The organism is Streptomyces pyxinicus (assembly GCF_024753135.1).
Lineage (GTDB): Bacteria > Actinomycetota > Actinomycetes > Streptomycetales > Streptomycetaceae > Streptomyces > Streptomyces pyxinicus.
In genome coordinates, this window is the sequence record NZ_JANUGP010000003.1 from 284102 (window position 1) to 296597 (window position 12496).

General features: G+C 72.0%; 9 protein-coding genes. 2 read left to right on the top strand and 7 right to left on the bottom strand.

The genetic code is table 11. From position 1 onward, the window contains the following. Positions 1-116: 116 nt before the first annotated feature. From NX794_RS06485 to xylB, 6 genes are all read right to left on the bottom strand, one after another. Positions 117-1418, bottom strand: a complete 1302-nt coding sequence (locus NX794_RS06485; RefSeq protein ID WP_258777232.1) for an MFS transporter — start codon at positions 1416-1418, stop codon at positions 117-119. A 1572-nt stretch (positions 1419-2990) separates the two neighbouring features. Continuing rightward, positions 2991-4514: an aldehyde dehydrogenase gene (adh, locus tag NX794_RS06490; RefSeq protein WP_258777233.1), complete on the bottom strand. Its 1524-nt coding sequence runs from the start codon at positions 4512-4514 to the stop codon at positions 2991-2993. Between the two features lie 56 nt (positions 4515-4570). Then, complete coding sequence (locus NX794_RS06495) at positions 4571-5878, bottom strand: GAF domain-containing protein (protein ID WP_258777234.1); 1308 nt, start codon at positions 5876-5878, stop codon at positions 4571-4573. Positions 5879-6041: 163 nt separating this feature from the next. Beyond that, the gene (locus NX794_RS06500) at positions 6042-6647 is read right to left on the bottom strand and encodes an N-acetylmuramoyl-L-alanine amidase (RefSeq protein WP_258777235.1); all 606 of its coding nucleotides are present in this window, start codon (positions 6645-6647) and stop codon (positions 6042-6044) included. A 458-nt stretch (positions 6648-7105) separates the two neighbouring features. Then, positions 7106-8314 carry an ROK family transcriptional regulator gene (locus NX794_RS06505; protein WP_258777236.1) on the bottom strand — a complete coding sequence of 403 codons (1209 nt, stop codon included), beginning with the start codon at positions 8312-8314 and terminating at the stop codon, positions 7106-7108. A gap of 27 nt (positions 8315-8341) precedes the next feature. Then, on the bottom strand, positions 8342-9802 hold the full coding sequence (gene xylB / locus NX794_RS06510) for a xylulokinase (RefSeq protein WP_258777237.1): 1461 nt from the start codon (positions 9800-9802) through the stop codon (positions 8342-8344). A gap of 122 nt (positions 9803-9924) precedes the next feature. On the opposite strand from xylB, the gene xylA reads away from it, so the two are divergent. Both xylA and NX794_RS06520 read left to right on the top strand, forming a co-directional pair. Continuing rightward, positions 9925-11091 (top strand): xylose isomerase, encoded by a 1167-nt coding sequence (gene xylA / locus NX794_RS06515; protein ID WP_258777238.1) that lies wholly within the window; start codon positions 9925-9927, stop codon positions 11089-11091. Between the two features lie 206 nt (positions 11092-11297). Beyond that, a complete protein-coding gene (locus tag NX794_RS06520) occupies positions 11298-11480 on the top strand; it encodes a hypothetical protein (protein WP_258777239.1) in 183 nt (60 codons plus the stop codon). 73 nt (positions 11481-11553) lie between these two features. On the opposite strand, the gene NX794_RS06525 is transcribed toward NX794_RS06520, so the two are convergent. Then, positions 11554-12417 (bottom strand): hypothetical protein, encoded by an 864-nt coding sequence (locus tag NX794_RS06525; protein WP_258777240.1) that lies wholly within the window; start codon positions 12415-12417, stop codon positions 11554-11556. Between the last annotated feature and the right edge of the window lie 79 nt (positions 12418-12496).

Below are 12496 nucleotides of genomic sequence, written 5' to 3' on the forward strand. Positions count from 1 at the left end.
GTGCTGCTTGCGACGGCGATCATCGATCGGTGCAGCCACGCTAACCGCGCCACGACGGCCGGAACGGCACTGTCAGGGGCCCTTGGAGCGGCACTTCAAAGTGCCGGTCGTGCCGCTCACGCCTCCCGGACGGCCTCGGGCGGGGTCCTGCGGGCCAACGGCGAGGGCAGGGCCCACAGGCAGGCGGTGAGCGCCCCGGCCGCGGCGGCCCACAGCGTGGCCCGCAACCCCAGCGGACCGGCGACGGCACCCGCGAGCAGCGAGGCGAGCGGCCGCACGCCGAGGTTCACCCCCTGGTAGGCGCCGAACACGCTGGACCGCACGGCGTCCGGGACCTGCGAGGTCAACAAGGTCGCCGCCGTGATGTCGATCCATATGACACCCGTCGCCGAGCCGAACTGAGCGCCGACCAGCATCAGCAGAGTCATCGTCCCGGAGCCGTGGGCCGCCGGGATCAGCAGCAGCGGGGCGGGGGTCACCAGGCAGCCGAGCAGGAAGGTACGGCCCACTCCGAGCCGCCGGGTCAGCGCGGTCGCCGAGACCGCGCCCACCACCGCACCGACGGCTCCGGCACTCAGCACCGTGCCGAGCAGGCCCGCGCTCAGGCCGAGGGTGGTGGTGGCGTACAGGACGAAGAGGGTGGTGGTCACGAAGCAGAAGAAGTTGACCGTCGCGGTGGCGGCCAGCGCCGCCCGGACGGTCCGGGACCGGACGATGAACCGGCCGGCCGCCCGCAGTTGGGCGCGATCCCGCGACGGCGGTGCCTCCTGCGGCGCGATCCGCGCCAGCTGCACGGCCGAGACGAGATACGACAACGCGTCCACCAGCAGGGCGACGGGCGCGGAGAACAACTGGACCAGGAAGCCGGCGACACCGGGCCCGACGACCTTCGCCATGGCCCGGCTGCCACTGCCCAACGCGTTGCCCTGCACATAACCGCCCGGCGGCACCAACGCCTTGAACAGCGGCGAGTTGCACACCTCGAACAGCACGGACAGCAGGCCGACGCCGAACGCCACCGTGAACAGGACGGAGAACGTCAGCATGTCGAGGGCGTACGCCACGGGCAGGGTCAGCAGCAGCGTGAAACGGCCCAGGTCCGCGGCGATCATGACCCGACGACGGTGCCGGCGCCGGTCCGCCCAGAGCCCGGCATAGGGCCCGAACAGCAGGTGCGGCAGCCACACCGCGGCACCGAGATACCCCATCTGGGCCGCGTCGGCGTGTACGACGGTGACGGAGATGAGGGGGATGGCGAGCGCCGACACCTGGTCACCCAGGTACGACACCGTCTGCGCCGTCCAGTAGCGGCGGAACGCGGTGTCGTACAGCAGGCCGGGAAGCCAGGACAGGGCGCGGGAGCGGGCGGCCGGCCGGGTGGCGGGGGCGGCGGTCTCCTCGGGGGCGGGCACGTGCACGGGAGGGCCTTCCTGTGGTCGTCGGGCATGGCGTGCGGCGAGATGCCCGTGGCCGCACGGCATACCGGGACCGGAGCGGACCGCCCGACGCGAAGCACGGGCCGACCGGCTCCACGGCATGGCACACGACCACGACCGTTCGATGACCCGAGCCGCCGGAAGCACATGACCCGGCCGGGGTGAGGTGTGGACCGCCCGCCCCACCTTGCAGACCCCCCGACCGAACCTCCACGATAGCGCGCCGCCACGACACTGGAACCGTCGACGAGGATGACGCTCGACGAGCGCGCAAGGGCTTGCGTTCCGACGACCCCATCTCAGTCAGGTCGCGGTTCGCCGTGTGTGACGGCGCCCCGTCCGTACAGGAATGTTGTCGGAACCATCGCGGAGAACAGTCGCACCACCGACTAGTCCACCGGCGGCGGAGATCCGGCCAAGAAGGGCGCGGCACGCTTCGCCTACTACGCGTCGCTGACTCCGAGTGCGAAGCCGGGAGGGGAGGAACGCGCGAAGCCCAGCACATCAAGGCGGCGTTCACGCATCCGCTGCACCGTCCGGATCATCGGCCGAAGTGTCTCGCGTCGGAAGCGACGGCCCGCTCCCGAGGCGGTACGGCGGCTACGAACCGGCAGGCCAGAACTGCACGAGGTAGCGCTCGACTCCTTTGATGCTCTCCTCGCTCTCGGCCAAGGACTTGACTTCAGCTCGGCCCGCGGAACTGATACGCACACGCCACGACCCGCCCGAGTCCGCCAGCGTGATCAGGTCATTGAGTCGACCCAGGCTCATTGACCACACCGCGACCTGGTCGCTGACCGATTCGAAGTCCGCCTCCGCCTGCTCTTCTTACGCTGCGGCGTCTTGCACAGGCGCGGGCCTGTCCCACACCTCGGCCGTGAGAGAGGCGGTGTGGGTATGGCCGGCGCTCGTGATGTCCAGGCGTCCGGGATGGGTGCTCAGGAAGGTGCCGAAGTTGAACTCGTCCGGGAACTCCGGATCAAGGCAGGCGTCGTCGGTTCCTGCAGCGCGAACGCGTGGTGACCCACGAAAACATCAACATGCTGCCCACGGACACCCTGTGGCACGAGACGGCGCCCCACAGGATGTAGACGACTGGCCATCGCCTGCGATCATCTGGCGCCGCCGCCGACCGGGACGACCAGGCCCGTGCCGCCGACCTCACGGTCGAGCCGTGGAAGCAACCCGTCGAGCCCGCACTGTGGTAGCGGCTCTGTCGGATGTGAGTCGCCCATGCCGAGGACCTGCGCAGCGAACCAGGCGCGGCCCAAGCGGGTGGCGGCGGCGCGAAGCGGGCCGGTGCGCCGCGCTCGACAGCGGCACGTCGATCACCGTGAACAACGCGTCCAGCGACAGCCGCCAGGTGCTCATCGAGTCGAACTGGCAGCTGTGCGAACAGAAGCCCGGGGATGTTGCGATCTCTGTACCGATCCTTGTCGAAGCCGGGGGTCGTCCGCCACATGACCCCCGGCGCAGGCGGGCGGTCTTGCCGTTCTTCTGCTCTGGGATCAGTCAAATGGGTGGCACACCAGGTCGGGCGCCCTTTCGCATGCTCTAGAAGAAGCCCAGCTTCTTCGGCGAGTACGACACCAGAAGATTCTTGGTCTGCTGATAGTGCTCCAGCATCATCTTGTGGGTCTCGCGGCCGATCCCGGACTGCTTGTAGCCGCCGAACGCCGCGTGCGCGGGGTAGGCGTGGTAGCAGTTGGTCCACACGCGGCCGGCCTGGATCGCCCTGCCCGCGCGGTAGGCGGTGTTGATGTCGCGGGTCCACACGCCCGCGCCCAGCCCGTACAGCGTGTCGTTGGCGATCTTGATCGCGTCGTCGAAGTCGTCGAAGGACGTCACCGACACGACCGGTCCGAAGATCTCCTCCTGGAAGATCCGCATGCGGTTGTCGCCCTCGAAGATGGTCGGCTGGACGTAGTAGCCGCCCTTCAACTCGCCGTCATATTCGACGCGTTCCCCACCCGTCAGGACCCTCGCGCCCTCCTGGCGGCCGATATCCAGGTAGGAGAGGATCTTCTCCAGCTGGTCGTTGGACGCCTGGGCGCCGATCATCGTGTCCGTGTCGAGAGGGTGCCCCGGCGTGATGCGACGGGTGCGCTCGACCGCCGCCTCCAGGAACTCCGCGTAGTGGCCGCGCTGGATCAGCGCCCGGGACGGGCAGGTGCAGACCTCGCCCTGGTTGAGAGCGAACATCGTGAAGCCTTCCAGTGCCTTGTCCCGGAAGTCGTCGTCCCGCGCCCATACGTCGTCGAAGAAGATGTTCGGCGACTTGCCGCCGAGCTCCAGGGTGACCGGCTTGATGTTCTCCGAGGCGTACTGCATGATCAGCCGCCCCGTCGTGGTCTCCCCGGTGAACGCGACCTTCGCCACCCTGGGGCTGGACGCCAGCGGCTTGCCCGCCTCCACCCCGAACCCGTTGACGATGTTCAGCACGCCCGGCGGCAGCAGGTCCGCGATCAGGCCCACCCAGTAGTGGATGGACGCCGGGGTCTGCTCGGCGGGCTTGAGGACCACCGCGTTGCCCGCGGCCAGCGCCGGCGCCAGCTTCCACGTCGCCATCAGGATCGGGAAGTTCCACGGAATGATCTGCGCGACCACACCCAGCGGCTCATGGAAGTGGTAGGCCACCGTGTCGTCGTCGACCTCGCCGAGCGAGCCCTCCTGCGAGCGGATCGCGCCCGCGAAGTAGCGGAAGTGGTCGATCGCGAGCGGAATGTCGGCGGCCAGCGTCTCCCGCACCGGCTTCCCGTTCTCCCAGCTCTCGGCAACGGCCAGCTGCTCCAGGCTTGCCTCCATCCGGTCGGCGATCTTCAGCAGGATGTCGGAACGCTCCGTTACCGACGTACGCCCCCACCCCGGCGCGGCCTCGTGCGCCGCGTCCAGCGCCCGCTCGACGTCCTCGGCGGTGCCACGCGCGACCTCGGTGAACGGCTGCCCGTTGACCGGCGACGGGTTCTCGAAGTACTGCCCGCGCACCGGCGGCACGTACTCCCCACCGATGAAGTGGTCGTAGCGCGCCTGGTAGGAGACGATCGCGCCATCGGTGCCCGGCGCCGCGTAACGAGTCATGCTGGTGTGCCTCCCGGTGCGGCACTGCCCGTCGTTGGGCAGCTCTCGGCGCGAGGTTAGACCGGCGGACGTTGCAAGTACGTTGCGCCGCGGGCCCGCCCCGTCGCGCGGCCGGCCGGAGCGGCCAGTTCGGCCTCCAGCGCGGCGAGCCGGGCCCGGACCGGAGCCGTCGGACGCACCGCCGCCAGCGCCCGCCACACCGCGAGGTCGTCCTCGCCCCACCCCGCCCGCGCCCAGTCCGCCAGCAGATCCGGATCGCGGTGCGCGATCAGCGCCGAACGAAGCCCATCGGCCAGCCGGTCCCGCATCCGTACGATCGCCGGTGCCTGTGACCCCGGCAGCAGCGGCCCGGAGTAGCCCTGCGCCGCCGCCGTGACCGCACCCGCCTCCAGCCGCCGCTCCACCGTGGTGGCATCAGATTCGACCACCACCGTGAGCTGGTACGGCCGCGAGGCGAGCAGTCCTGGTCCCAACAGCCGCCGTAGCCGGGCGAGTTCCGCACGCAGCGTCACCGGGGTCACCGACTCGTCCGCGTACAGCGCGCACAGGAGCGCGTCACCGGTCAGGCCCTCCGGATGGCGCGACAGCAGGACCAGGATCTCGCTGTGCCGCCGGCTCAGCCGCAGCCGGCGCCCGTCGAGGAGCAGCTCCGCCTCGTCCCGGCCCAGCGCCCGCAGCAGGGGTGTGTCCGGGGCCCGGGACGGTGGAGCGAGCAGGGCGAGCTGTGCCTCCGCCGCCCGCGCCACCGCCTGCACGAAGCCGAGGCTGTGCGGGTGTGCCAGCTCGTCCCCGCCCGTGATGTCCACGGCCCCCAGCACCCGCCCGGTACGCGGATCGTGCACCGGCGCCGCCGCGCACGTCCACGGCTGCACCCGCCGTATGAAGTGCTCCGCCGCGAACACCTGCACCGGACGGTCCACGGCGACCGCCGTACCGGGCGCGTTGGTGCCCACCGCGGTCTCCGACCAGCGCGCGCCGGGCACGAAGTTCATGCCGTCCGCCCGGCGCAGCGTAGCCGGATGCCCCTCCACCCACAGCAGCCGGCCGTGCGCGTCGCACACCGCCAGCAGATGCTCGCCGTCGGCCGCGAACGTGCCCAGCAGCTCACGGAACAGCGGCATCACCCGGGCCAGCGGATGCTGTGCGCGATAGGTGCCGAGGTCGCCGTCGGTCAGCTCCACGCTGGCCGTGCCGTCCGGGCCGACGCCGGCCCGGGCGCTGCGCCACCAGGAGTCCGCCACCACCGGCCGCACCGGCCGCGGCACCGTGCCCACCGAGGTGAACGTCTCGTGCGCCCGGCGCAGCATCCGGGCGCGCTCGGCGGGATCGGCCCCCGGTTCCAGGGCCACCCACTGATCGGTCAACTCTGCCTCCCTGGCGGATCGAAGGCGGTGATGCGGCTCGGAGCCATCGTCACGCGCCGTGTTCGCACGGACAACCGGTCGTGCACCGGTTCCTGCGCGGCATGGGAAGTCCGCTCCCTTCTCCGGTCCTGCGCGCGCCGCCTCCGGTGCCGGTGGCCACCTGCTAGGCGAAGTTGACGAGCCGGATGTAACGGACCCAGTCCCAGTACGCTCCCGGGTCGGTGTGATCGGTGCCCGGCACCTGGTAGTGGCCGATGATGTGCTCCCGGTCTCTCGGGATGCCGTATCTGGCGCAGACCGCCGCCGTGAGCTTCGCCGACTGCTCGTACAGCGCGTTGGTGAAGTAGGCCGGCTGGTCCACCCATCCCTCGTGCTCGATGCCGACGCTGCGGGTGTTGTAGTCCCAGTTGCCCGCGTGCCAGGCCACGTCGGCCTCGTGGACGCACTGCGCGATGTGCCCGTCGGCCGAGCGGACCAGATAGTGCGCCGACACCTTCTTCGCCGGGTCCTTGAAGATGGCCAGTGTGTCGGCGTACGTCTCCTGTGTGACATGGATGATCACCCGGTCGACGCCGTAACCGAGTGGGCGGTCCGAGGAGGTGTAGTTGGAGCTGCTCGCCGGCTGCCACTCGGCTGACGGGTAGTCGACTGCGGAGGTCTGGGCGGTGGCGAGCGGGTCGGAAAGCAGCGCGCAGGGGACCGCGGCCAGTGCCGCGCCTTGCAGGAGCCGGCGCCTGCTGAGCAGCGGCTTCGAGCGGTGCGTGTCCATCGTGGGGCCCCTTTCGAGGAGTGGGGGACGGGACCATCGAGACCGGCGGAGCTGTCCGGGGGTGTGGGGGAGTGCTGGAGGGGGTGGGGGCGCGGACGGCCGTAGGTCGGGATCGGCGTGCATGTGCCCCCCCGATCCGTGTCGGCCCGGTGTGTCTCGTTGCGTGTGGATCGCCTTCGTACGGCTAGCGCTCGCCGGCCGCGCCGGGCCTGGCGGGAGTGCCTCACGCGAATCACGGTACGGCTCGGGCCGGTTGGGCAGAAGGCCACGCCACGGTTCGGTGGGCAACTCGCCTCTTGTGGACAACTCGGCCACCCGTTCGGGCGAAGCAGGTTGTGGGAGAACAGGCATGACTCGGTGTCACCGTGCTGAGGTGACGCCGGGGCCCAGGCATCAGGCCCCGCCGGTCGTCCCGTGCGGGAAGGGACAGGACCGCCGCGAGGGCCGCTCCCCGAACGTCAGGAACGTCCCGCCACAGACGCCGGGTCGTCCAGTACGGCCCGCACGACCGAATGCGCGGCCCCCAGCAGTGGCCCTTCCGAGCCCAGCCCGGACACCGTCACCGGGCAGGCGGGGCCTGTCGTGCGACCGGTCAGCTCCGCCTCCAGCGATGGCAGCAGCCAAGGTGAGAGCCCGGCCAGGGCACCGCCCAGCACCACCGTCTCGGGATCGAGCAGGTTCACCGCCCCGGTCAGGGCGATGCCGAGTGCCGTACCGGCGTCCCGAAGAGCGGCCCGTACCCCTTCGTCGCCCCCTTCGGCCCGCTCCTGCAGCAACCGCACGGTGTCGCCGCGGGGCTCCACACCCGCCGCACGCGACACCGCTTCCTCGCCCGCGTACCGCTCCAGGCAGCCGCGGCCTCCACAGGCGCAGGCCGGCCCGTCCGGCCGTACGGGCACATGGCCCAGCTCGCCCGCGAAACCGCGGGCGCCGCGCAGCAGATCGCCGTCCACGACGATCGCGGCGCCGATGCCGATCTCGGCCGACACGTGCAGGAAGTCGCGCGGTGTGCCGTCGACGAGCCAGAGTTCGGCGAGGGCACCGAAGTTGGCCTCGTTGTCCACGGTCAGCGGCCAGTCGGCGGGCAGCAGGCCGCCCAGATCGGTGTCGAGCCAGTCGAGGTTCGGGGCGCGGACGACGGTCCGCCCGTCGCCGGCCACCAGGCCGGGCACGGCCACGGCGAGTCCCGCGGGCCACAGTTCGGCCCGCTCGGCCTCCGCGACGACCCGGTGGATCAACGCTGTCAGATCCTCCAGCACCGGCCCCGGTGCCCGGCCCCGGTTGCCGCCGTGCCGTACGGCCCGTGCCCGGACCGCCCCGCGCAGGTCGACCGCGCACACGGCGAGGTGATCGACCCCGATCTCCGCCCCGATGCCGGCCGGACCGCGGTCGCTCACCGTCAGGGCCGAGCCGGGACGCCCCACCCGGGCCGGCCGCTCCGGGCCCAGCTCCTCCAACAGGCCCGCCCGGATCAGCTCGTCCACCAGCGTCGACACCGCCGCCCGCGTCAGACCGATCCGTGCGGCGACCCCGGCCCGTGACAGCGGCCCCTCGGCGCTGACGGAGTGCAGCACCCGGGCGAGGTTGCGCCGGCGCATGCCCTGCTGGGTGTCCGGCAGGGCGCGCCCGGTGTTCCTCGGGCGGGTCTCGTGCGGCGGTGCGGTCATGCCTCCGTCGATCCTCGTGGTCGGCGCTCAGCTCTGCGCGCGCGGCTGGGTCTCGATCCCCTGTTCGAGCAGCGGGGCCGCGTCGGAGAGTACCCCGGTGATCCGGTCCAGCGTCGCCCCGTCCCGCTGCACGGCCTCCAGCACCGGGCCCGCGGCCGTCTTCCAGCGGCGGGCCACGGCCGCCGGGTCCTCGCCGGTCAGCAGGCCGGCCGCCTGGGCCGCCGCGCCCAGGGCCACCAGTTCGCCGGCCTCGGGTACCCGCACGGGCCGCCCGGACAGGCGCCGCACGGTCTGCTGCCAGGCCGTGCCCCGGGCGCCGCCGCCGATCAGCACCAGCGGCGTGCTCCGGTCGGCGTCCTCGTCCAGGACCAGGTCGAGGGCACCGAGCAGCGCGTGCACCGCGCCGTCGTACGCGGCTTGGAGCAGCTGACCCGGGGTCGTGTCGTGCCGCAACCCGTGCAGCAGGCCCGAGGCGTTCGGCAGGTTAGGGGTGCGCTCGCCGTCCAGGTAGGGCAGCAGCGTCACCGAGCCGCCCGGCTCGACGGCCTCCCGGTCGCGGCCCAGCAGCGTGGCCACGCGATCCACGGCGAGCGTGCAGTTCAGTGTGCAGGCCAGCGGCAGCCAGTCCCCGCGGGCGTCGGCGAACCCCGCCACCGTGCCGGTCGGATCGGCCGGCCGGTGTTCGGAGACGGCGTACACGGTGCCGGAGGTGCCGAGGCTGAGCACCGGGGTGCCGGGCCGCAGACCGAGCCCCAGGGCCGCCGCCGCGTTGTCCCCGGTGCCCGGCGCCACCAGGGTGCCCTTGGAGAACGGCAGGTCGTGGCTGTCGCGGACGGTTCCGGCCACCTCGCCCGGACGCACCACGCGGGGCAGCCGCGCGGGGTCGAGACCGACGTGCGCCAGCGTCTCCTCGTCGTACGCCTCCGTCGCCGAACCCCACCAGCCGGTTCCCGAGGCGTCGCCCCGGTCGGTCGTGCCCTGGCCGGTGAGGCGCTCGGTGAGGTAGTCGTGGGGGAGCCGTACCGCCCGGGTCGCGCGCGCGGCGTCCGGTTCGTGCTCGGCCAGCCAGGCCCACTTGGCCACCGTGAACGACGCTCCCGGCACGCTGCCGGTGCGTTCCGCCCAGGCCTTCGGGCCGCCCCGTTCCGCCACCAGCCGGCGGGCCTGGGGCGCCGAGCGCACGTCGTTCCACAGCAGCGCCGGACGCACCGGTTCGCCGCGCTCGTCCAGCGTGACCAGGCCGTGCTGCTGGCCTCCGATCGACACCGCCGCCGCCTCGCGGGCCGCGTCACCGCACTGCGCCAGGGCCGCGCGCAGGGCGTCCCACCACTGACGGGGATCACTCTCGCGGCCCGCGCCCGCGGACACGCTGTGCGGCGCCTGGCCGCGCGCCACCACCTGACCGGTGGCCGCGTCGACGACCAGCGCTTTCGTGGACTGGGTGGACGTGTCCACGCCGACGACGAGCGGACCCTCGGCTGCTGACATCGGGCTCTCCCTTTCCGCGTCTCTTCGGGAACGAGGACATCTTGTCTCTTCCCAGACGTGCGCCCGCATATTAATTTGTCAACGGCCATGACGAATAGGCGTACGCAGCGAGGAGCCGCACTATGAGCTACCAGCCCACCCCCGAGGACCGGTTCACGTTCGGCCTGTGGACCGTCGGCTGGCAGGGACGGGACCCGTTCGGCGACGCCACCCGCCCCGCCCTGGACCCGGTCGAGTCGGTGCGGCGCCTGGCCGAGCTGGGCGCCCATGGAGTGACCTTCCACGACGACGACCTGATCCCCTTCGGGTCCTCGGACACCGAGCGCGAATCGCACGTCAAGCGGTTCCGCCAGGCCCTGGACGCGACCGGCATGACCGTCCCCATGGCCACCACCAACCTCTTCACCCACCCGGTCTTCAAGGACGGCGCCTTCACCGCCAACGACCGCGACGTGCGCCGCTACGCACTGCGCAAGACGATCCGCAACATCGACCTGGCGGCCGAGCTGGGCGCCGGGACGTACGTGGCCTGGGGTGGCCGTGAGGGCGCCGAGTCCGGTGCCGCCAAGGATGTCCGCGCGGCTCTGGACCGCATGAAGGAGGCCTTCGACCTGCTCGGCGAGTACGTCACCGAGCAGGGATACGAGCTGCGCTTCGCCATCGAGCCGAAGCCGAACGAGCCGCGCGGCGACATCCTGCTGCCGACCGTCGGCCACGCGCTGGCGTTCATCGAGCGCCTGGAGCGTCCGGAGCTGTACGGCGTCAACCCCGAGGTGGGCCACGAGCAGATGGCCGGCCTGAACTTCCCGCACGGCATCGCGCAGGCCCTGTGGGCCGGCAAGCTCTTCCACATCGACCTCAACGGCCAGTCCGGCATCAAGTACGACCAGGACCTGCGCTTCGGGGCCGGCGACCTGCGGGCCGCTTTCTGGCTCGTGGACCTCCTGGAAAGTGCCGGCTACGAGGGACCTCGCCACTTCGACTTCAAGCCGCCGCGCACCGAGGACTTCGACGGCGTGTGGGCATCGGCGGCCGGCTGCATGCGCAACTACCTGATCCTCAAGGAGCGCGCCGCCGCGTTCCGCGCCGACCCCGAGGTGCGGGAGGCACTGCGCGCCTCCCGGCTGGACGAACTGGCCCAGCCGACCACCGCCGACGGCCTTCGCTCCCTTCTCGCCGATCGCGCCTCCTACGAGGACTTCGACGTGGAAACGGCCGCCGCGCGCGGGATGGCCTTCGAACGGCTCGACCAGCTGGCCATGGACCATCTGCTCGGGGCACGCGGCTGACGGCGGCGCCCAGCGCGACACCGGGGCGGGCGGGAGGAGGGCCGGGCGTAGGGACGCGCGACACCGAGTCCCCTGTGCAGCTCTGCCCCGGGGCGCCCACTAAGGGACGGGCTCGGGGATGTCTCAGGGGCGCGGTGCGGAACCGTGGAAGCGGGGGAGGCGTTCTCACAGCAGGAAGCGGCAACAGCCGTGAAGGAGGGACACGCATGTCCAACAACGCGAAGGTCGCCGTCGGCGGTGTGGCGGTCGGACTCATCCTGCTGATATGGCTGCCCTGGTGGGTGGCGTTCCTGATCGTGGTGGGCGTCCCGGTGGCGGCCTACCTGGCGCTGGACCCCTCGCAGCGCCGCAGGCTGCGCAGGATCAGCCGCAAGGAACTGGGCCGCTGACCGGACAGCCGGCACCCTCGGCCCACCTCGCCCCTGCCGAAACGCCCGCACCCCGGTCGCAGGCGTACCCACCTCACACGGGGCGTACGGCCAGCTTGTCCAGCGCTTCCAGCAGACCCGGCAGCTCGGGGCCCCGGCCGATCGGACGGACCTCGCGCGGCTCCTCGTCGAGCAGCACGAACGCGATGTCGTCGGTGCGGGCGACGATCGACCAGCCCGGTCCGTCGGCGCGCAGCGTCCGCGCATCGCCGGGCGCGAACGACGAGCGGATCCGGCCGAGCGGCGGCGGCGAGGTGATGTACGCGCGCGCCTCCGCGAGGACTCGCCGGACACCAGGGTGGCCGCCCTTCGGAGGTGTGTCTCCGGCCGGCGGCGCGGACTCAGGCGCTGTCTCGGCCGGTGGCGTGGACGGAGCCTGCTCGCCCGGCGCGGCGAAGTCGTCGCCGTTCAGCTGATCGCGCCACGCGGACCAGCGCAGCGCTATCTCGTCGGCACCCAACCTCCGTTGGGCGGAGCCCCAGGAGGCGGTGTCCGCAGGGGTGAGCGGAGGCCGGTCGGTGACCTCGGGCGGGGGATCGTGCGGGGCGGGGACGCCGGGCGCCGCCACGGCGACCGCCAGCGGCCAGCCCGGCAGCGCGGACACGACCGAGCGCTCGTCCGGCGACAGGTCGTACTCCATGCCGCAGTCCCATGACGCGATGGCCACGGCCACCAGGGAGACATCGTCGACGACGACCGTCCAACGGGCGCCCTCGCCGTCCTGGCCGAGCACCAGACCGTAACCATCGGCACGGGGCGCTAGCCCCAGCGCCGCGCACGCCTCCGGATAGTCGTCGCCCAGCACGCTCGGAAACTGCGCCGGCGTGAGCAGCACCGCCGTCAGCACGTACAACGCATCGTCCGCGGCGGCGACGGCCTCACGGTCCGTTTCGGCCATCCCAGCCTCCCGAGTGGTTGGTCCAACGGCGCGCACCTTAATGCCCGGGGACGGCCCTTGTCACGACTCCGGACACCGT

Coding starts and splice junctions, on each gene's coding strand:
- adh (WP_258777233.1), bottom strand. CDS start 4,514: ATGACTCGTTACGCGGCGCCGGGCACCGATGGCGCGATCGTCTCCTAC.
- NX794_RS06500 (WP_258777235.1), bottom strand. CDS start 6,647: ATGGACACGCACCGCTCGAAGCCGCTGCTCAGCAGGCGCCGGCTCCTG.
- NX794_RS06505 (WP_258777236.1), bottom strand. CDS start 8,314: ATGACCGCACCGCCGCACGAGACCCGCCCGAGGAACACCGGGCGCGCC.
- xylB (WP_258777237.1), bottom strand. CDS start 9,802: ATGTCAGCAGCCGAGGGTCCGCTCGTCGTCGGCGTGGACACGTCCACC.
- xylA (WP_258777238.1), top strand. CDS start 9,925: ATGAGCTACCAGCCCACCCCCGAGGACCGGTTCACGTTCGGCCTGTGG.
- NX794_RS06520 (WP_258777239.1), top strand. CDS start 11,298: ATGTCCAACAACGCGAAGGTCGCCGTCGGCGGTGTGGCGGTCGGACTC.
- NX794_RS06525 (WP_258777240.1), bottom strand. CDS start 12,417: ATGGCCGAAACGGACCGTGAGGCCGTCGCCGCCGCGGACGATGCGTTG.